At 67.3% G+C, this 19,550-nt stretch carries 16 protein-coding genes; 11 read left to right on the top strand and 5 right to left on the bottom strand.

What is annotated here, in order from left to right; translation table 11 throughout:
• The first annotated feature begins 73 nt into the window (after positions 1–73).
• The 9 genes from KB879_RS15760 to KB879_RS15800 all read left to right on the top strand — a co-directional run bounded on the left by KB879_RS15760 (position 74) and on the right by KB879_RS15800 (position 11,379).
• Entirely contained in the window at positions 74–2,269 is a 2,196-nt protein-coding gene (locus tag KB879_RS15760; protein WP_153953328.1) for an indolepyruvate ferredoxin oxidoreductase subunit alpha, read from the top strand.
• A gap of 79 nt (positions 2,270–2,348) precedes the next feature.
• Positions 2,349–3,809 carry an indolepyruvate oxidoreductase subunit beta family protein gene (locus KB879_RS15765; protein ID WP_228772323.1) on the top strand — a complete coding sequence of 487 codons (1,461 nt, stop codon included), beginning with the start codon at positions 2,349–2,351 and terminating at the stop codon, positions 3,807–3,809.
• A gap of 28 nt (positions 3,810–3,837) precedes the next feature.
• The gene (locus KB879_RS15770; protein ID WP_013953704.1) at positions 3,838–4,293 is read left to right on the top strand and encodes a thioesterase family protein; all 456 of its coding nucleotides are present in this window, start codon (positions 3,838–3,840) and stop codon (positions 4,291–4,293) included.
• 62 nt (positions 4,294–4,355) lie between these two features.
• Positions 4,356–6,677 carry a bifunctional salicylyl-CoA 5-hydroxylase/oxidoreductase gene (locus KB879_RS15775; protein ID WP_211979384.1) on the top strand — a complete coding sequence of 774 codons (2,322 nt, stop codon included), beginning with the start codon at positions 4,356–4,358 and terminating at the stop codon, positions 6,675–6,677.
• 60 nt (positions 6,678–6,737) lie between these two features.
• On the top strand, positions 6,738–7,862 hold the full coding sequence (locus KB879_RS15780; RefSeq protein WP_153953325.1) for a cupin domain-containing protein: 1,125 nt from the start codon (positions 6,738–6,740) through the stop codon (positions 7,860–7,862).
• 70 nt (positions 7,863–7,932) lie between these two features.
• Complete coding sequence (locus tag KB879_RS15785) at positions 7,933–8,844, top strand: fumarylacetoacetate hydrolase family protein (RefSeq protein WP_211979385.1); 912 nt, start codon at positions 7,933–7,935, stop codon at positions 8,842–8,844.
• Positions 8,845–8,896: 52 nt separating this feature from the next.
• Positions 8,897–9,931 (top strand): carbon-nitrogen hydrolase family protein, encoded by a 1,035-nt coding sequence (locus KB879_RS15790; protein WP_013953708.1) that lies wholly within the window; start codon positions 8,897–8,899, stop codon positions 9,929–9,931.
• A gap of 12 nt (positions 9,932–9,943) precedes the next feature.
• A complete protein-coding gene (locus KB879_RS15795; RefSeq protein ID WP_371827416.1) occupies positions 9,944–10,702 on the top strand; it encodes an Asp/Glu racemase in 759 nt (252 codons plus the stop codon).
• Between the two features lie 53 nt (positions 10,703–10,755).
• Positions 10,756–11,379, top strand: coding sequence for a flavin reductase family protein (locus KB879_RS15800; RefSeq protein WP_013953710.1), 624 nt, complete (start codon positions 10,756–10,758; stop codon positions 11,377–11,379).
• Positions 11,380–11,394: 15 nt separating this feature from the next.
• On the opposite strand, the gene KB879_RS15805 is transcribed toward KB879_RS15800, so the two are convergent.
• On the bottom strand, positions 11,395–11,853 hold the full coding sequence (locus tag KB879_RS15805; protein ID WP_041228710.1) for a MarR family winged helix-turn-helix transcriptional regulator: 459 nt from the start codon (positions 11,851–11,853) through the stop codon (positions 11,395–11,397).
• A gap of 111 nt (positions 11,854–11,964) precedes the next feature.
• On the bottom strand, positions 11,965–12,879 hold the full coding sequence (locus tag KB879_RS15810; protein WP_013953712.1) for a LysR family transcriptional regulator: 915 nt from the start codon (positions 12,877–12,879) through the stop codon (positions 11,965–11,967).
• 130 nt (positions 12,880–13,009) lie between these two features.
• Between KB879_RS15810 and KB879_RS15815 the strand changes: the two genes are divergently transcribed.
• Entirely contained in the window at positions 13,010–14,104 is a 1,095-nt protein-coding gene (locus KB879_RS15815; protein ID WP_153953321.1) for an alkene reductase, read from the top strand.
• 135 nt (positions 14,105–14,239) lie between these two features.
• Positions 14,240–15,397 (top strand): methyl-accepting chemotaxis protein, encoded by a 1,158-nt coding sequence (locus tag KB879_RS15820; RefSeq protein ID WP_013953714.1) that lies wholly within the window; start codon positions 14,240–14,242, stop codon positions 15,395–15,397.
• Between the two features lie 202 nt (positions 15,398–15,599).
• On the opposite strand, the gene KB879_RS15825 is transcribed toward KB879_RS15820, so the two are convergent.
• Genes KB879_RS15825 through KB879_RS15835 form a run of 3 tightly spaced genes read right to left on the bottom strand, consistent with a single transcriptional unit; the run spans position 15,600 to position 19,452 of the window.
• Positions 15,600–16,937 carry an aspartate aminotransferase family protein gene (locus KB879_RS15825; protein ID WP_013953715.1) on the bottom strand — a complete coding sequence of 446 codons (1,338 nt, stop codon included), beginning with the start codon at positions 16,935–16,937 and terminating at the stop codon, positions 15,600–15,602.
• Positions 16,938–16,967: 30 nt separating this feature from the next.
• A complete protein-coding gene (locus tag KB879_RS15830) occupies positions 16,968–18,470 on the bottom strand; it encodes an amidohydrolase family protein (RefSeq protein ID WP_211979386.1) in 1,503 nt (500 codons plus the stop codon).
• A gap of 28 nt (positions 18,471–18,498) precedes the next feature.
• Entirely contained in the window at positions 18,499–19,452 is a 954-nt protein-coding gene (locus KB879_RS15835) for a tripartite tricarboxylate transporter substrate binding protein (RefSeq protein ID WP_249221135.1), read from the bottom strand.
• Between the last annotated feature and the right edge of the window lie 98 nt (positions 19,453–19,550).

Consider the following 19,550-nt stretch of genomic DNA (forward strand, 5'->3'; position numbering starts at 1 on the left):
TATATGATTATGGAAATATTTCTGCTTAAACTATATTCGTCTCACCCCAACGTGAGCGTCAGGAAGAAAAGCCATGGCTGAGCGTTCGTTTGCCGAAGAAGTCAAGAAATTGCGCCTGGGTTCCGGCGAGGTATTCAGCGGCGAGGGCATCCTCGCGGTCACGAAGGCGCTGCTGGAGTCCGGCGTCGCCTACGTCGCCGGCTACCAGGGCTCGCCGATCTCGCACCTGATGGACGTGCTGGCCGATGCGCAGGACATCCTTGCCGAGCATGGCATCCGCTTCGAGAACAGCGCGAGCGAAGCCACCGCGGCTGCATCGCTGGCGGCCTCGGTCAACTACCCGCTGCGCGGCGCGGTCACGTTCAAGGCCACCGTGGGCACCAACGTGGCATCGGACGCGCTGGCCAACCTGGCTTCGGGCGGGGTCACCGGCGGCGCGCTGATCATCGTCGGCGAAGACTACGGCGAAGGCTCCTCGATCATGCAGGAGCGCAGCCACGCGTTTGCGATGAAGTCGCAGATGTGGCTGCTCGATCCGCGCCCCAACCTGCCGTGCATCGTGCAGGCGGTGAAGGACGGTTTTGACTTGTCCGAGGCGTCCAATACTCCGGTGATGCTGCAGCTGCGTGTGCGCTCATGCCACGTACATGGCCAGTTCGTGGCCTCCGACAACCGCCGCTCGAAGTTCTCCATCCAGGACGCGCTCGAGAACCCTACGCGCGACCTCAGCCGCATCGTGCTGCCCCCGGCGAGCTTTGTGCACGAGCACGAGAAGATCAAGCAGCGCTGGCCCGCCGCCGTGAAGTTCATCGAGGAACGCCAGCTCAATGAATTCTTCCAGGGCGAGATGGACGACATCGGCATCGCCGTGCAGGGCGGCAGCTACAACACGCTGATCCGCGCACTGGAGCAGCTCGGCCTGGCCGATGTGTTCGGCGAGTCGAAGATCCCGCTGTACGTGATGAACGTGGCCTACCCGCTGATCGATTCGGAGTGGGAACGCTTCTGCGCGGGCAAGCGCGCGGTGCTGGTGCTGGAAGAAGGCCAGCCCAACTTTATCGAGCAGAACGCCGCCAACATCCTGCGCATGGCCGGCACCACTGCCACACTGCATGGCAAGGACCTGCTGCCGCTGGCCGGCGAGTACAACACCGCGACCGTGCACAAGGGCCTGCGCGCTTTCCTCGAGCAGTACGGCAAGATCGAGCCGCTGCCGGAACCCAAGCCTGCACGCAAAGTGATCCCGCTGGTGCAGGCGCCGGCCGCCACCGTCGATGCCGTGGCTGCCGAAGTGCTGGAACCGCAGAAGCGGGTCGACGAGAGCGTGCATGCGCGCCCGCCCGGCTTCTGCACCGGCTGCCCGGAGCGCCCGATCTTCACCGCGATGAAGCTGGTCGAGCGCGAGATCGGCGAGCACCACGTGAGCGCCGACATCGGCTGCCACCTGTTCTCGATCCTGCCGCCGTTCAACCTGGGCAACACCACCATGGGCTACGGCCTGGGCAGCGCCAGCGCCGCGGCGCTGAACGCGCCCGGCGGCAAGCGCGCCATCTCCGTGATGGGCGATGGCGGCTTCTGGCACAACGGCCTGACCAGCGGCATCGCCAACGCAGTCTTCAACAAGAGCGACAACCTGACCATCGTGGTCGACAACAGCTACACCTCGGCCACCGGCGGGCAGGACATTCTGTCCTCGACCGCGCTGAACGACACCCGCAGCACCGGCCACGCCATCGAGGACGCGGTCAAGGGCGTGGGCGTCAAGTGGGTGCGCACCATCCGCCGCACCTATGACCTGAAGGCGATGAAGGCCACCCTCAAGGAAGCGCTGACCACCGGCGCCAAGGGCCCCAAGGTGCTGATCGCGCAGAGCGAATGCATGCTGAACAAGCAGCGCCGCGAGAAGCCGAAGACGCGCAAGGCGATCGCCGACGGCCAGCGCGTGGTGCGCGAGCGCTTTGGCGTGGATTCGGACACCTGCACCGGCGATCACTCGTGCATCCGCCTGTCCGGCTGCCCTTCGCTGACGATCAAGCCCAACCCGGACCCGCTGCGCACCGATCCGGTCGCCTCCGTGCTGGACAGCTGCGTGGGCTGTGGCCTGTGCGGCGAGGTCTCGCACGCGGCGGTGCTGTGCCCGTCCTTTTACCGTGCGCAGATCGTCACCAACCCGACCCGCATCGACAAGCTGCGCCAGCGCCTGCGCGACGGCGTGATCGGCTTCCTGCAGCGCCGCGATGCCGCGCGCCGCACCCGCCTTGCATTCTGAACACCAAGCCTGGAGAGGTTCAATCGTGAACGCACCCAACAACCTCAGTGCCAAGCCAATCAAGGTCGCCATCCTCGCCATGGGCGGCGAAGGCGGCGGCGTGCTGGCCGACTGGATCGTGGATCTGGGCGAGCACAACGGCTATATCGCGCAAACCACGTCGGTGCCCGGCGTGGCGCAGCGCACCGGCGCCACCATCTACTACGTCGAACTGTTCCCGCGCGACCTGGCCGAGCAGGCTGGCCGCCAGCCGGTGCTGGCGCTGATGCCCACCCCTGGCGATGTCGATGTGGTACTCGCCTCCGAGCTGATGGAAGCCGGCCGCGCCGTGCAGCGCGGGCTGGTGACGCCGGATCGCACAACGCTGGTGTCTTCCACCCACCGCGTGTACTCCATCGCAGAGAAATCCGCGATGGGCGATGGCCGCGTCGACAGCAATGAGCTGATCGCCCATGCCGGCAAGGCCGCCAAACGCTTTGTACGCTTCGACATGGCGCAGGCCGCCGAAGCCAGCGGCAGCGTCATCAGCGCCGTGCTGTTCGGCGCGCTGGCGGGCACCGGCGTGCTGCCGTTCAGCCGCGCGCAGTTCGAAGCCACCATCGAGCGCGGCGGCGTGGGCGTGAAGCCCAGCCTGCGCGCTTTTGGCGCGGCGTTCGCCACAGCCGAGGCCGCTGAGACGCCCCCCGCGGAAGCCGCAAAGCCGCTGGGCGAACTCAAGCCGCAGGATCCCGGGGTTGCCCAGTTGCTGCAGCGCGCGCGCACTGAACAACCGGCCGAGAACTGGCCCGTCGTGGTCGAAGGCGTGCGCCGCATGATCGACTACCAGGACGTGGCCTACGCCGGCCTGTACCTGGATCGGCTGGCTGCAGTGCGCCAGGCCGTCGGCAACGACGACATCGCGCTGCTGCGCGAAACCGCGCGCCACCTGGCGCTGTGGATGTCGTACGAAGACACCATTCGCGTGGCCGACCTCAAGACCCGCGACTCGCGCTTCGCGCGCGTGCGGGGCGAGGTGCGCGCCGGCGACAAGCAGTTGCTGGCGATCAACGAGTTCATGCACCCGCGCCTGGAAGAAATCTGCGAGACGCTGCCGGCCGGGCTCGGCCGCTGGCTGATGCAGCCGCATTTCGTGCACCGACTGGTGCGCCGCTTCACCACCTCGGGCCGCGTGGTCACGACCAGTTCGCTGCGGGGCTACCTGATGCTGTGGGCGGTCTCGCGCCTGCGCGGCATCCGTCGCAGCACGCTGCGCTATGCGCTGGAAACCGAGCGTATCGAAGGCTGGCTGGCCCAGGTGCTGGCCGCCGCGCGCCTCAACCCTGCGCTGGCGCTGGAAGTGGTGCAGTGCCAGCGGCTGGTGAAGGGTTACAGCGACACCCATGTGCGCGGCCTGACCAACTACCAGACCCTGATGAACGCCGTGGTGCGCGCCGGTGCCCGTCTGGCCCCGGCCACGCTGCGCGAGTTGCGCGAAGCCGCGCTGGCCGACGAGCACGGCAAGAAGCTGAAGGAAGCCCTCGCTCGCCACGCGCTGGCGTGATCACTCGCAAACCCAGGAACCGCAGACCATGAGCACTACGCATACCTTCCGGCGCCAGCACAAGATCCATTTCTCGGAATGCGACCCGGCCGGCATCGTCTTCTACCCGCAGTACTTCGTGCTGTTCAACGATCTCATCGAACGCTGGGTCGACACCCTGCTGCCGGACGGCTACCACGGCGTGATCGGCGCGCGCCGGCTGGGCATGCCGACCGTGCACCTGGAGGTGGACTTCAAGGCGATCAGCCGCTTTGGCGACCAGGTCTGGCTGGAGCTGGAAGTGGTGCGCCTGGGGGGCAAGTCGATCACGCTGGCCTGGCGCTGCACCGGCGCAGACGGCGAGCTGCGCATGGCGGCCACGCAGACCATCGTGATGACTTCGCTGGACACGCACCTGGCCATTCCGGTACCCGATGACCTGCGAGCCGCCATCGAACACGGCCCTGTCCCCGCAGACCGGTCTTTTCCCGAAATCACCGTCTGAATGCCGACGTACCCGCAGCGCGGGTGCCAAAGACTCCGGTAGTAACTTGATTGGAAGCAGCCATGAACATAGTATGTATCGGCGGTGGCCCCGCCGGCCTGTATTTCGGCCTGTTGATGAAACTCCAGGATCCCGCCAATAAAGTCGTGGTGGTCGAGCGCAACCGTCCCTATGACACCTTCGGCTGGGGCGTGGTGTTCTCCGACGCCACTATGGACAACCTGCGCGAGGCCGACCCGGTCTCGGCCGAGACCATCGGCGATGCGTTCAACCGCTGGGACGATGTCGAAGTCCACTTCAAGGGCCGCGCGGTGCGCAGCGGCGGCCACGGCTTCATCGGCATCGGCCGCAAGAAGCTGCTGAACATCTTGCAGGCGCGCTGCGAGGAAGTCGGTGTGGAACTGGTATTCGAGAACTACGTCGAGGACGACCAGGCCATCGCGCGCAAGTACAACGCCGACCTGATGCTGGCTTCCGACGGCCTCAACAGCGTGGTGCGCAAGCGCTATGCCGACACCTTCCGCCCCGATATCGACACGCGCAACTGCCGCTTTGTCTGGCTGGGCACGAAGAAGGTGTTCGACGCCTTCAACTTCATCTTCGTGCCGACCGAGCATGGCTGGTTCCAGGCACATGCCTACCGTTTCGAGGACGGCACGTCGACCTTCATCGTCGAGACCCCGGAAGAAACCTGGAAGGCCGCCGGCATCGACCAGATGAGCCAGGAAGAGGGCATCGCCTACTGCGAAAAGCTGTTCGCCCCGTACCTGGACGGCAACCCGCTGATCAGCAACGCCGGCCACCTGCGCGGCTCCGCGATCTGGATCCAGTTCCCGCGCGTGATCTGCGAGAAGTGGGTGCACTGGAACAGCCTGACCGACGCCAGCGGCCTGGAGAAGAAGGTGCCCGTGGTGTTGATGGGCGACGCCGCCCACACCGCGCACTTCTCGATCGGCTCCGGCACCAAGCTGGCGCTGGAAGATGCCATCGAGCTGGCGCGCACCCTCCGCAACACCGACGGCCCGCTGGAAGATGCACTGAAGCACTACGAAGCCGTGCGCTCGGTGGAAGTGCTCAAGATCCAGAACGCCGCGCGCAACTCGACCGAATGGTTCGAGAACGTCAGGCGCTATGAAGACCTGGAGCCCGAGCAGTTCGCGTACTCGCTGCTGACCCGCTCGCAGCGCATTTCGCACGAGAACCTGCGCGTGCGTGACAAGGCCTGGCTGGAAGGCTACGAGTCATGGCTGGCCGGACGCGCCGGCACGGATGCCACCGCCGTGCCGCCGATGCTGACGCCGTACACCGTGCGCGGCGTGGAACTGAAGAACCGCGTGGTGGTGTCGCCCACCGCCATGTATTCCTGCCAGGACGGCGTGCCGGGCAATTTCCACATGGTGCACCTGGGCAGCCGCGCACTGGGCGGTGCCGGCCTGGTGATGGTGGAAATGACGGCGGTGTCGCCGGACGGCCGCATCACTGAGGGTTGCCCGGGCCTGTGGAATGACCAGCAGGCGGCGGCATTCGCCAGCATCGTCGGCTTCGTGCATGAGCACACCAGCGCGCGCATCGGCGTGCAGATCGGCCACGCCGGCCGCCGTGGCTCGACGCAGCTGGGCTGGGAGCAGATGGACCACCCGCTGGCCGAGGGCAACTGGCCGCTGATCTCTGCCTCCGCGCTGCCGTACCTGCCGGGCGTTTCGCAGACGCCGCGCGCCATGACCCGCGCAGACATGGACCGCCTGCGCGATGACTTCGTTTCCGCCACCCGGCGTGCCGCCGGCGCGGGCTTTGACTGGCTGGAGCTGCAGGCCGGCCACGGCTACCTGCTGTCGAACTTCCTCTCGCCTGTGACCAACCAGCGCAGCGACGAATACGGCGGCTCGCTGGAAAACCGCATGGCCTTCCCGCTGGAAGTGCTGCGCGCGGTGCGCGCGGCCTGGCCGCAGGACAAGCCGGTGTCGGTGCGCATTTCCGCCACCGACTGGGTCGAAGGCGGCAACAGCGCCGACGACGCGGTGGCCATGGCGCGCCTATTCAAGGAGGCCGGCGCCGACATGATCGACTGCTCTTCCGGCGAAGTCACGCCGGCGCAGAAGCCGGTCTACGGCCGCATGTTCCAGACCCCGTTCGCCGACCGCGTGCGCAACGAGGCAGGCGTGCCGACCATCGCCGTGGGCGCGATCACCGAAGCCGACCACGTCAACGGGATCATCGCCTCGGGCCGCGCCGACCTGTGCGCGCTGTCGCGCCCGCACCTGGCCGATCCGGCCTGGCTGCTGCGCGAGAGCGCGCAACTGGGCTACCGCCGCGTGGAATGGCCCAAGCAGTACCTGTTCGCCAAGGATCAGCTGGAGCGCAGCATCAAGCGCGCGGCGGCCTGACGATGGCTCACCCCTCTCTCGTCCACGGGAGAGGGAGAAACCAGACCAAAGAGGAAGACGATGTCGAATACCTCGTATGACACCTACCGCGAGAACGTAGCCGGCCGCGCCGACGTGGAAGACACGCCCGAGCTGGTCGCCTACTACAAGGAGCTCGATGCGCTCAAGACCGGCGCGCTCTGGACCGTGGCCAACAAGATCGAGCCGTGGCAGCCGAAGTCAGAATCGGTGCCGGTGCTGTGGCGCTACCGCGACCTGCGTAATCACGTGCTGCGCTCGGTCGACCTGGTAACACCGGAGAAGGCCGGCCGCCGCGTGATCTACCTGAACAACCCGGGCCGCCAGGACGTTTCGGCGGCGGTGGGCTGGCTCTATTCGGGCCTGCAGGTGATGCATCCCGGCGAGGCCGCCTCAGCGCACGCTCACTCGTCGTCGGCGCTGCGCTTCATCATGGAAGGCAGCGGCGCCTACACCATCGTCGACGGCCACAAGATGACGCTGAACGCCAACGACTTCGTGCTCACGCCCAACGGCACCTGGCATGAGCATGGCGTGGCGGCCGAAGGCACCACCTGCATCTGGCAGGACGGCCTGGACATTCCGCTGGTCAATGCCATGGAGGCCGGCTTCTACGCTGTGCACCCTGACCTGCAGCAAGCTGTGACTCACCCGGTCGACGACATGCCGGCGATCTGGGGCGGCAAGGGCCTGCGCCCGCACGAAGGCAACTGGACCCAGCCGTATTCGCCGCTCTACAAGTACGAATGGGCGCCGACCTACGAAGCACTGGTGCGCCACAGCAAGGTCACCGGCGGCAGCCCGTTCGACGGCGTGCTGATGCACTACGTCAATCCGGTCACCGGCGGCCCGGTGATGCCGACCATCGGCGCCAGCATGCAGCTGCTGCGTCCGGGCGAAGCCACCAAGGCGCACCGCCACACCGGCAGCTTCATCTACCAGGTAGCCAAGGGCAGTGGCTACTCGGTCATCAACGGCCAGCGCTTCGACTGGACCGAGCGCGACATCTTCTGCGTGCCGTCGTGGGCCTTCCATGAGCACGCGAATGCGTCGGCCAGCGATGACGCCGTGCTGTTCTGCTTCAACGACCTGCCGGTGATGCATTCGCTCGGGCTTTATCGCGAGCAGGCGCTGGCGGAGAACGGCGGGCATCAGGTCGTCCTTTAAACCTCAGCAGTACCTGTTTTCCAAGTTATGCAGCCGCACCGATTGCGGCCTTTTCCGGAGTTATCAAACCATGCGTCTCGTAACCTATCGCGCTGAAGTCGCTGCCGCCGCCCGCCTGGGCGCCATCGTCGACGGCAATGTCGTTGACCTCGCCCGCTTCGGCGCCGCCGTCGGCGTGGACATTCCCTCCACCATGCTCGAGTTCATCGACCTGGGCCCCGAGGCAGTCCGCTCGACCAGCGCGCTGCTGAGCGAATATCGCGGCAAGCTCCCGTTCGGCGTGGCCGTGCCGGCTTCCAACGTCAAGCTGCTGGCGCCGATCCCGCGTCCGCGCAAGAACATCTGGGGCATCGGCCTGAACTACGTCGAGCACGTCGCTGAATCCAGCCGCAGCCTGGACACCTCGAAAGAGCTGCCCAAGGAGCCGGTGATCTTCTCCAAGCCGCCCACCACCGTGATCGGCCCGGGCGATGCCATCGAGCACAACAAGGAAATCACGCAGCAGATGGACTGGGAAGTCGAGCTGGCCGTCATCATCGGCACGCGCGGCAAGGGCGTGAAGGAAGCCGACGCGCTCAACTACGTGTTCGGCTACAGCGTGATGATCGACATCTCGGCACGCGACTGCCGCCGCGCCGGCCAGTGGATCTACTCCAAGGGCCAGGACACCTATGCCCCGTTCGGCCCGGTCCTCGTCACCGCCGACGAGATCGCCGACCCGCACACGCTGGACCTGTCGCTGACCGTCAACGGCGTGACCAAGCAGAGCTCCAACACCCGCCACATGCTGTTCAAGGTGCCGGCGCTGATCGCGGACATCAGCAAGGGCATGGCGCTGGAACCCGGCGACATCATCGCCACCGGCACGCCGGACGGCGTGGGCGCGGGCCGCACCCCGCAGGAGTGGCTGTGGCCGGGCGACACCGTGGTGGCCACGGTGGAAGGTATCGGCGAACTGCGCCACCCGGTGGTGGCTGTCTAAACCCCGTCATCCCCGCGCAAGCGGGGATGACCGCTGCAAGCGAGGCACATATATGCTCAACCTGCCCAAGTTCAAGGCCGCGGCCGTACAGGCCGCCCCCGTCTTCCTCGATGCCGATGCCACGGTCGACAAGGTCTGCCGGCTGATCAGGGAAGCCGCCGACAACGGCGCGAAGCTGGTCGCCTTTCCGGAAGTGTTCGTGGCCGGCTACCCCTACTGGAGCTGGCTGACCAACCCGGTCGACGCCAGCCCCTGGTTCGAGAAGCTGGTCAAGGCTTCCATCGAGATCCCCGGCCCGGAGATCCGCAAGATCGCGCAGGCGGCGCAGGCCAACCACATCAACGTGATCGTTGGCGTGAACGAACGCAGCCGCACCGGCGTCGGCACCCTCTTCAATACGCTGGTGACCATCAGCGATGAAGGCCGCATCCTGGGCCGCCACCGCAAGCTGGTGCCCACCTGGGCCGAGAAGCTGACCTGGGCCAACGGCGATGCCTCGGCGCTGCGCGTGCACCAGACCAGCGTCGGCCCGCTCGGCTCGCTGGCCTGCGGCGAGAACACCAACACGCTGGCGCGCTTTTCGCTGCTGTCGCAGGGCGAGCTGATGCACGTGGCCAGCTATATCGCGCTGCCGGTGGCACCGGCCGACTATGACATGGCCGAGGCCATCAAGGTGCGCGCCGCCGCCCACTGCTTCGAGGGCAAGGTGTTCGCCGCGGTGTCGTGCTCGACGGTTTCGGAAGAGATCATCGAAGCGATGAGCCCGCTGAATCCCAAGGCACGCGAACTGCTGTCGCGCCGCAACAGCGCCTTCTCCGGCTTCCTCGGCCCGGATGGCCGCGTCATCGGCGAGCCGCTGATCGACGCGGAAGGCATCGTCTACGCCGACATCGACCTGTCGCGCTGCATCCAGCCGCGCCAGATGCACGACATCACCGGCCACTACAACCGCTTCGACATCTTCGACCTGCGCGTCGACCGCCGCCCGCTGCAGCCCGCCCAGTTCCTGGACGGCGCCAGCCAGGCCTTCGACCTCGACGCCGAGGAAGCGGAACTCAACGCATTCGACCTTTCCGAGAGCAAGTAAATGTCTTTCCTGTTGACGCCCCAGAAGCCGCTGCGCATCGGGCAGATCGTACCGTCCTCCAATACCACCATGGAGACGGAAATCCCCGCCATGTTGCGCGAGCGCGAGAAGGACTTCGGCGAGCGCTTCACCTTCCACTCCAGCCGCATGCGCATGAAGAAGGTGGTGAAGGAAGAGCTGGAAGCCATGGACCGCGACAGCGACCGCTGCGCCATCGAACTCTCCGACGCGCGCGTCGACGTGCTGGGCTACGCCTGCCTGGTGGCCATCATGAGCATGGGCAAGGGCTATCACCGCAGCTCCGAGGCACGCCTGACCCAGCGCACCGTCGACAACGGCAACCCCGCGCCGGTGGTGACCAGCGCCGGCGCTCTGGTGGACGGCCTGCACGCCATGGGGGCGAAGCGTGTCTCGGTGGTGTGCCCGTACATGAAGCCGCTGACGAAGATGGTGGTCGACTACATCGAGAGCGAAGGCATCGAGGTCAAGGACTACACCGCGCTGGAGATCCCCGACAACCTGCAGGTCGCCGCGCAGGACCCGGCCAACCTGCTGGAGATCTACAAGCGCATCGACACCACCGGCGTCGACGCCATCGTGCTGTCGGCCTGCGTGCAGATGCAGTCGCTGCCGTCGATCCAGAAGGTGCAGGACGAGTCGGGCATCCCGACGGTGTCGGCGGCAGTGGCCACCACCTGGCAGATGCTGCGCAAGCTGAACCTGCGCGCCGAGGTCGCCGGCTGCGGTGAGCTGCTGAGCGGCAAGTACTGAGCGCCATTCCACGCTTTCGTCGTCCCTGCTCCCGCGGGGACGACGCTTCGCACATGCACATGGACGACATTCACTTCTACGAGCCCACGCGCGGTCACGGGCTGCGGCACGATCCGCTGGCCGCCATTGTCGGCCCACGCCCGATTGGCTGGATTTCGACGGTGGACAAGGCCGGGCGCGCCAACCTGGCGCCCTACGCATTCTTCAACGTCTTCAACTACACGCCGCCAGTGGTGGCGTTCTCCAGCGTCGGCTACAAGGACACCGTGCGCAACGTCGAGGACATTGGCGACTTTGTCTGGAACCTGGTGACGCGCCCGCTGGCCGAGCGCATGAACATGACCAGCGCCGGCGTCGCGCCCGAGGTCGACGAATTCGGCCTGGCGGGCCTGACGCCGGTGCCGTCGCGCCTGGTGTCGGCGCCTCGCGTGCAGGAGAGCCCGGTATCGTTCGAGTGCCGCGCGACCAAGGTCATGCAGCTGAACCAGGCCGACGGCGCCATGCTCGATACCTGGATGGTGCTGGGCGAGGTAGTTGGCGTGCATATCGACCGGGCCTTCCTGCCGGACGGGGTCTATGACACCGCCGCCGCACGCCCCATCCTGCGCGGTGGCGGCCCGGCCGACTACTACGAGGTCAGCAAGTCGATGCTATTCCAGATGCGCCGGCCGGCCTGAGGCGCGGCCCTGGCCTCAGTTGGCAGGGCGGTGCAGGTGGATCAGCAGCTTCAGCGTGGCGCGCAGCTCGTCGGCCTTCTTCTTGCCGAGTGGCGCCAGCACATGGTCCTCGTGGGCCCGGGCCTGTGCGATCAGGGTGGAGGTCAGCTTCTGCCCGCGCGGCGTGATGCGCACCAGCGTGATGCGCCGGTCGGTCTCGTGTGGGATGCGCTTGACGTAGCCCTGCGCCTCCATGCGGTCGAGCAGGCGCGTCACGGTGGGCTGCTTGGTCACCGAGACCTGCGCCAGTTCCCCGATGCTGATTGGCTTGCCGCCGGACAGCGTGGACAGGACGCGCCAGTCTGAGATGGTGAAACCATTGGCTTGCACGATCACGTGGAATTCCCCCGAGATCAGCTGGCTGGCCTGGGCCAGCAGGGCCGGGGTGTAGTTGTCGACGAAATCGTCGTCGGCGGTGTCGATGGGTTGGTTCATGCGGTCCGGTGGGCGGGTTGCGGCCCCGAAGGCCGCGCGACGGGCAGAACATACCACGGCGGGATCGTTCGTCCAGAGCAAGGCATGCCGCCACTGCCGCACACCCCCACCTTATCGGGCAACGAGCGCCGCCAGCTCCGCCGTCCGCTCCGCCACGAAATCCCGCAGCGCCCGCAGCAGCGGCGTCACCTGCCGCCGCCCCGGCACCACCATGTACAGCGGCGACGCCTCGGTGCCCCAGTCCGTGCACAGCGCCTGCAAGCGCCCTTCGGCCAGGTCCTCGGCCATATCGAAATAGGCTTTGTACGCGATCCCCTTGCCGAGCAGCGCCCAGCGGTGCACCGCGTCGCCGTCGTTGGAAACATTGAAGGCCCGCACGCGCACCGTGACGGCATCGGTGCCATGGCGCCAGAAGCGCCAGCGGTCATGCACCTCGTCGCCGAGCATGTAGCACAGGCAGTTGTGCTCCGACAGCGCCTGCGGCGTGTCCGGGGTGCCGTGCTGTGCCAGGTATTGCGGCGACGCGCACAGCACGCGGCGGTTGTCAGGCGCCACCGGCAAGGCGACCAGGTTGGAGTCCGGCGGCTCGCCATAGCGGAACGCCGCGTCCACCGGATCGCTGTAGATATTGGCGATGCGGTCAGTCAGATGCAGACGGATCTCCACCTGTGGGTGCCGGGCCTGGAAGGCATCGAGCCACGGCAGCAGCAGGTTGCGGCCGAAATCCGAGGTTGCCGACAGCTTCAGCGCCCCGCGGAAGGCTTGCACGCCGGTGGCCAGCTGCTGGCCGACCTGCTGCAACGCGTCCAGCGCCGGCCGGCCTTGTGCCAGCAGCAGTTCACCCGCCTGCGTCAGGCGCATGGTGCGGGTGGAGCGCACGAACAGCTGGACGCCCAGTTCCGCCTCCAGCCGCTTGAGCGCAGCGCTGGCGGCGGCCGGGGTCAGGTCCAGCGCCCGCGCGGCGGCCGACAGGCTGCCGCTGTCGGCGGTGCGCACGAAGATATCCAGGTCTTGCAGGGCCTTCATCGGTTGTTCCCGGATGGCTGTGATCTTCAAATTTTAATTGATAGCCGCAGCAAATGATGCGGGGTTTTTCAAAGAGAAGGCCAGTGGGACGATGACGCATCGACACCCTGCACCCACGAGGAACCCAACCATGACCGCCCCAAAGCTGTTCAGCCCCCTGCTCCTCGGCCCGCTCTCGCTGCCCAACCGCATGGTGATGGCACCGATGACCCGCGCCCGCACCAGCCAGCCCGGAAACGTGCCCAATGCGCTGATGGCGTCCTACTACGCCCAGCGCGCCAGCGCCGGCCTGATCGTCACCGAGGCCACCCAGGTCTCGCCCCAGGGCCAGGGCTACAGCTTCACGCCCGGCATCCATAGCGAAGCGCAGGTGCAGGGCTGGCGCGGCGTCAGCGATGCGGTGCACCGTGCCGGCGGACGCATCGTGCTGCAACTGTGGCACGTCGGCCGGATGTCGCATGCCAGCTTCCATGCCGACGGACTGCCGGTGGCGCCGTCGTCGCTGTCGCCCGACGCGCAGGTCTGGGTCGTCGGTGAAGACGGCGTCGGCCGCATGGTCGACTGCCCGGTGCCGCGCGCCATGACCGGGGCCGATATCCGCGCCGTGATTGAAGACTTCCGCCGCGGCGCCGCCAACGCCATGCGCGCCGGCTTTGACGGCGTGGAAATCCACGGTGCCAACGGCTACCTGGTCGACCAGTTCCTGCGCACCACCTCCAACCACCGCAACGACGGCTACGGCGGCGCCATCGCCAACCGCATCCGCTTTGCCGAGGAAGTGGTCGCCGCCGTCGCCGGCGCAGCCGGCGCCGACCGCACCGGCATCCGCCTTGCGCCCTTCATCACCCAGCGCAACATGGACTGCCCGGAGATCATTCCGACCATCCTGCAGCTGGCGCAGCGGCTCGACGCCGCCGGCGTCGCCTATATCCACCTGGCGGAAGCGGACTGGGACGACGCGCCGCACATCCCCGAAGACTTCCGCCATGCGCTGCGCGCCGCCTACAAGGGACGCGTGATCGTGGCCGGCAAGTATGACCAGGCCCGCGCCGAACGCATCCTGGGCCAGGGGCTGGCCGACCTGGTCGCGTTCGGGCGCCCCTTTGTCGCCAACCCGGATCTGCCGGCACGCTTTACAGCCGGCCTGCCGCTGGCTGGTTTTGACAGCCAGAGCTTGTTTGGCGGAGATGCGCGGGGGTATACGGACTACGCGGCGGCGGCATAGGCCGGCTTGCCCAGGAAACCGCTAAAGACCGCACCGTCCCGGCCGTTAAACAAGAGTTGGCCAGCGAAGACATTGGCAAGACAGGCAGCCGGCACGCCGGTGCCTGCACTTCTGAGGTGGAAACGGGAGAGAGACATGCAGAACCTGGGGATTCGCATACGCCTGGGCGCGGCGTTTGGCGCCATGTGGTCGCTGATGGCGATCGGGATCGCGGTGGCCTTGCCGCGGATGCAGGATGCGGCCGATGCGCGGCAACTGCTGATCGCGCTGGGCGTGGGTGGGCTATGCCTGGCGGTGGGCGCGGTCTGGGCTCTGGCGCGCAGCATCGAGGCGCCGTTGTCCGAGGCCGTCTACATCGCCGAAACCGTGGCGGCGGGTGACCTCAGCCAGGAGTTCGACACCGAGCGCGGCGGCGAGTTTGGCCGGCTGCTGGGCGGCCTGGGCGAGATGGAAGACATGCTGACCGACCTGGTGACACGCATCCGCGCTTCCACTGATTCGATCACCACCGCTTCGCACCAGATTGCCGCGGGCAATACCGACCTGTCGCAGCGCACGGAAGAGCAGGCGGCGGCGCTGGAAGAGACGGCGTCCAGCATGGGGGAGCTGACCTCGATGGTGCAGCAGAACACCGAACGCGCCCGCGCCGCCAACGGGCTGGCGGCAACCGCATCGGGCATCGCCGCGCGCGGTGGCGAAGTGGTGGGCAATGTGGTGCAGACCATGTCGGCGATCAGCGCCAGCTCGCGCAAGGTCACGGACATCATCGAAGTGATCGAAGGCATTGCCTTCCAGACCAATATCCTGGCGCTGAACGCCGCGGTGGAAGCAGCGCGCGCGGGCGAGCAGGGCCGTGGCTTTGCCGTGGTGGCGGGCGAGGTGCGCACGCTGGCGCAACGCAGTGCGTCGGCGGCGCGGGAGATCAAGCAGCTGATCGACGATTCGGTGCAGCAGGTGGACAGCGGCTCGGCACTGGTGGGCCAGGCCGGAGAGACCATGCAGGAGATCGTTCAGGCAGTGGCCAGCGTGACCGGGCTGCTAGGCGAGATTACGGCGGCATCTGAACAGCAAAGCGCCGGCATCGCGCAGGTCAACGAGGCGGTGGCGCAGATGGATACCGTGACGCAGCAGAATGCGGCGCTGGTGGAGCAGGCGGCCAGTGCGTCGCACGAACTGGCGGGCCAGGCCACCGAGCTGCAGCGCGTGGTGGGCGAGTTCAAGCTGGATGCGGAACCGGTGTCAGCACAAGCGCCGGGGCATGGCGCATTCAGGCAGGTTGCTGCGTTCGGCTGATGTGGGCAGCGCTGCCGCTGCCGCCATGGCCCGCTAACCGCTTGTGTGCTCCCTCTCCCGCTTGCGGGAGAGGGTTGGGGTGAGGGCGGGAGTCTCCACGAAGTACAGCCGATGGTATGCCAGTGCCCACCCTCACGCCCTGCCCCTCTCCCGCAAGCGGGAGAGGGGAGAAAACCAGCGGCAAGCTGACGTCTTCAGTGACTTAGGCCGTCACACTAGCCGGCAGCACCGCCTGCACCGCCGCCGCAAAGCGCTCGACAATCCTGTCGATATCCTGCGGCGTGCAAATAAACGGTGGTGCGAACAGCACGTGGTCGCCATGCACGCCGTCGACCGTCCCCCCCATCGGATAGACCAGCAGGCCGTTCTGCACGGCGGCGGCTTTCAGGCGTGCATGCGTCTTCAGCGCCGGATCAAGCGTGGCCTTGCTATCGCGGTCGGCCACGAATTCCACGCCGACGATCAAGCCGCGTCCACGGATATCGCCCAGGTTGGGATGATCGCCCAGCGCCTCGCGCAGCCGTGCCCGCAGTTGCTCGCCGCGCGCCAGCACGTTGGCCAGCAAGTTGTCTTCGGCGATGGTTCGCTGCACCGCCAGCGCCGCGGCGCAGGCCGTGGCATGGCCAATATAGGTGTGGCCATGCTGGAAGAAGCCGCTGCCGCCGACGATGGCGTCGTAGATCCGGCGCGTCGACAGCATCGCGCCGATCGGCTGGTAGCCGGCACCCAGGCCCTTGGCGATGGTGACGATATCGGGCACCACGCCATCCTCTTCGCACGCGAACAGGTAGCCGGTACGGCCCATGCCTGACATCACTTCATCCAGGATCAGCAGCACGCCGTACTTGTCGCACACGGCGCGGATGCGCTTCAGGTAGTCACCCACCGGCGGCACCGCGCCGGCGGTGGCACCCACTACGGTTTCGGCGACGAAGGCGGCCACGGTGTCGGGGCCCAGTTCCAGGATCTTGGCTTCCAGCTCGTCGGCCAGGCGCTGTGCGTACTGCGCGTCGGTCTCGCCGGCCTGCTGGTCGCGGTAGGCATAGCACGGCGACACGTGGTGCGCCGGCACCAGCAGCGGCAGGAAGGGCTCGCGCCGCCAGGCGTTGCCGCCGATGGCCAGCGCGCCCAGGGTGTTGCCGTGGTAGCTCTGGCGGCGCGCGACGAAGTGGCGGCGGCTGGACTGCCCCACTTCGACAAAATACTGGCGCGCCAGCTTCAGCGCCGACTCCACCGCTTCGGAGCCGCCCGAGACGAAGTAGACATGGTCCAGGTCGCCCGGCGCCGCTTGCACGAGCGTGTCAGCCAGGGTCTCCGACACCTCGGTGGTGAAGAACGAGGTATGCGCGTAGGCGATGTTGTCGAGTTGCGCCTTGATCGCCTCGATCACGCGCGGATGGCCGTGCCCCAGGCACGACACGGCAGCGCCGCCGGAAGCGTCCAGATAGCGCCGGCCTTCGCTGTCGATCAGTTCGATGCCCTGCCCGGCAACGGCAACGGGCAGCTTCTGGCGCGGATTGCGATGGAATACGTGGGTCATGATGGTGTGTTGGTGGTGCCTGGCCGCGCGTCAGCGGCGGACGGAAGTGTTTTCGGTGGGGCGGCGCTGCAGCACACGGCCGGAGAAGGCGGGCAGTGCGCTGCCCTCGCTGTCCGCCTGCGCGGACTGTTCCCAGACCCGGGCGCCATTGACCCAGACGCCGTGGATGCCAGTGCTCAGCTGCAGCGGGTCTTCAAAGGTGGCGCGGTCCTGCACGCGGTCCGCATCGAACAGCACCAGGTCGGCAAACGCACCCGGCACGATCTGGCCGCGGTCTGCCAGCCCGTATTGCTGCGCGGCCAGTCCGGACATCTTGTGGATCGCGGTTTCCAGCGTCATCAGCTGGTCTTCGCGCACCATGCGCGCCAGGATGCGCGGGAAGGTGCCCCACTGGCGCGGATGCGGGCGCGGGTCGAACGGCAGGCCGTCGGAGCCGAAGATGGTCAGCGGAAACTGCGCGATCCGCTCGACGTCGCGCTCATCCATGATGAAGTAGAACGCCGCCGCGGGACGCAGCTTTGCCAGCAGCGCGTCCTCGTCCAGGCCAAGCTCCTGCATCAGCTCGTGGAAGTCGCGGCCGCCCGCGGCCGGGTAGCCGGTGGACCAGGTGATCATGGTGCGCGTGGACTGGCGCACGCGGTCCAGCCGCAACATGGTCGAGGTCGCGGGATAGGGATGGCAGTCCAGGCACAGCGGCTGCAGGCGCGCGGCGTCAGCCAGCAGCCCGAGGGTTTCGACCGAGCGGCCGTGATTGCGCTTGCCCGCCACCTTGTGGTGCGAGAACACCACCGGGCAGTCGAGCGCGCGGCCGATGCGCAGCGCTTCTTCGATCGACGGCACGATGTCGTCGGTCTCGTCGCGCAGGTGCGTGGAATAGAGGCCGCCGTGGGTGCGGACCGGCTCGCACACGGCGATGATCTCGGCTTCGGTGGCGGCTGCCGCGGGCGGATAGAACGTGCCGGTCGACACACCGAAGGCGCCCGCCTCCATCGCCAGCCTGACCTCGTCGCGCATCGCGGCGACTTCCGCCTCATTGGCGGGCCGGTCCAGTTGCGGCATCGCGCGCACGCGCAACGTCGAATTCCCGAGCAGCGGCACCACGTTGACATTGGCCGGCGTCGCGCGCAGCGCGTCGAGCCACTGCGCGAAGGTATCGAAGCGGAACAGCGCGGGCGGCCCCAGCAGGTCCAGCGGCTGCGGCGGCGCGCTGCTGACCAGCGGCGCCACGCTGATGCCGCAATTGCCGGTCACCACGGTGGTGATGCCCTGCGACACCTTGGGGGTCATGTCCCGATGCACCAGCAGGTAGCCGTCGTCGTGCGTGTGGGCATCGATAAAGCCCGGTGCCAGCACGCGGCCGGCTGCGTCCACGGTCTGGTCCGCGGCCATGTCGCCGCAGTCGCCCACGGCGATGATACGGTCGCCCGCGACGGCAACATCGGCCACGCGGCGGGCTGCGCCCGTGCCGTCCACCACCGTGGCGTTGCGGAAGATCAGGTCGGCGCGCCGGGGCGCGGCGGGTTGCGATGCCATCGTCAAATCCTTGTCTCTTCGGCGGGCGTTACTGCGGCGTGATGCCGGCCTGCCTGACCACGGGCGCCCACTTGTCGGTTTCACGCGCGGCATAGCCGGCCAGCGCCTGCGGCCTGCCGCCGACCGTTTCGGCACCGAGCGCGGCGAACTTGTCCTTGATGGCCGGATCCGCCAGCGCGCGGTTGAAGGCGCCGTTGAGCTTGCCCACCACGTCGGCCGGCGTGCCTTGCGGCGCCACCAGGCCGCCCCAGGCCACCCCTTCGAAACCCGGCACGCCGGACTCCGCGATGGTGGGCAGCGCCGGCAGCAGCGGCGAACGCGCCAGGCTGGTCACCGCCAGCGGCTTGAGCTTGCCGGCCTTGATCAGCGGCAGGATGGTCGGCATGTTGTCGATCAGCACATTGACCTGGCCGCGCATCACATCGGTGGCGGCCTGCGGGCTGCCCTTGTAGCCGACGTGCGTCCAGGCGAGCCCCGCCTTGTCCGCGAGCAGCTGGCCGGTCAGGTGGCCGGACGTGCCCTGGCCCGGCGAGGCATAGGTGACCTTGTCCGGATTGGCCTTCACATAGGCCACGAGCTCGGCAATGGTCTTCACCGGCATATCCGGCTTCACCGCGATCACGTTCGGCACCTTGAACAGCAGCACCACCGGCATGAAGGCATCGGGCCGGTACGGCAGCTTGCGGAAGGTGCTCTTGTTGATCGACAGCGTCACGTTGTTGGCGTAGCCCAGCGTGTAGCCGTCAGGCGCGGCGCGTTCCAGTTCTGAGATTCCGATCACGCCCGAGGCGCCGGGCTTGTTGTCGATCACAAACGACTGGCCCAGCGACTTGCCGACTTCGGCGCCCAGTGCGCGCATCAGCACGTCGGGACTGCCGCCCGCCGCGGACGGCACCACCAGGCGGATCGGGCGCGACGGATAGCTGTCCGCCACTGCCGGCCCAGCCAGGCCCGCGGCGCCCAGCCATAACAGGGTGGCCATGAACCGTCGCTTTTGCTGCTGCCTTTGCACTTGCATCTCGATATCCCGTCCAGTACCTGGGTAGGCCCCGGCTACGCGTTTGCAGTATAGGGGCATGA

The sequence above is a fragment of the Cupriavidus sp. KK10 genome (genome assembly GCF_018223725.1).
Taxonomy (GTDB): Bacteria; Pseudomonadota; Gammaproteobacteria; order Burkholderiales; family Burkholderiaceae; genus Cupriavidus; species Cupriavidus necator.

Bases quoted from the DNA above. Each gene is read 5' to 3' on its own strand.
- KB879_RS15760 (WP_153953328.1), top strand. From the start codon at position 74: ATGGCTGAGCGTTCGTTTGCCGAAGAAGTCAAGAAATTGCGCCTGGGT.
- KB879_RS15765 (WP_228772323.1), top strand. From the start codon at position 2,349: ATGGGCGGCGAAGGCGGCGGCGTGCTGGCCGACTGGATCGTGGATCTG.
- KB879_RS15770 (WP_013953704.1), top strand. From the start codon at position 3,838: ATGAGCACTACGCATACCTTCCGGCGCCAGCACAAGATCCATTTCTCG.
- KB879_RS15775 (WP_211979384.1), top strand. From the start codon at position 4,356: ATGAACATAGTATGTATCGGCGGTGGCCCCGCCGGCCTGTATTTCGGC.
- KB879_RS15780 (WP_153953325.1), top strand. From the start codon at position 6,738: ATGTCGAATACCTCGTATGACACCTACCGCGAGAACGTAGCCGGCCGC.
- KB879_RS15785 (WP_211979385.1), top strand. From the start codon at position 7,933: ATGCGTCTCGTAACCTATCGCGCTGAAGTCGCTGCCGCCGCCCGCCTG.
- KB879_RS15790 (WP_013953708.1), top strand. From the start codon at position 8,897: ATGCTCAACCTGCCCAAGTTCAAGGCCGCGGCCGTACAGGCCGCCCCC.
- KB879_RS15800 (WP_013953710.1), top strand. From the start codon at position 10,756: ATGCACATGGACGACATTCACTTCTACGAGCCCACGCGCGGTCACGGG.
- KB879_RS15805 (WP_041228710.1), bottom strand. From the start codon at position 11,853: ATGAACCAACCCATCGACACCGCCGACGACGATTTCGTCGACAACTAC.
- KB879_RS15810 (WP_013953712.1), bottom strand. From the start codon at position 12,879: ATGAAGGCCCTGCAAGACCTGGATATCTTCGTGCGCACCGCCGACAGC.
- KB879_RS15815 (WP_153953321.1), top strand. From the start codon at position 13,010: ATGACCGCCCCAAAGCTGTTCAGCCCCCTGCTCCTCGGCCCGCTCTCG.
- KB879_RS15820 (WP_013953714.1), top strand. From the start codon at position 14,240: ATGCAGAACCTGGGGATTCGCATACGCCTGGGCGCGGCGTTTGGCGCC.
- KB879_RS15825 (WP_013953715.1), bottom strand. From the start codon at position 16,937: ATGACCCACGTATTCCATCGCAATCCGCGCCAGAAGCTGCCCGTTGCC.
- KB879_RS15830 (WP_211979386.1), bottom strand. From the start codon at position 18,470: ATGGCATCGCAACCCGCCGCGCCCCGGCGCGCCGACCTGATCTTCCGC.
- KB879_RS15835 (WP_249221135.1), bottom strand. From the start codon at position 19,452: ATGGCCACCCTGTTATGGCTGGGCGCCGCGGGCCTGGCTGGGCCGGCA.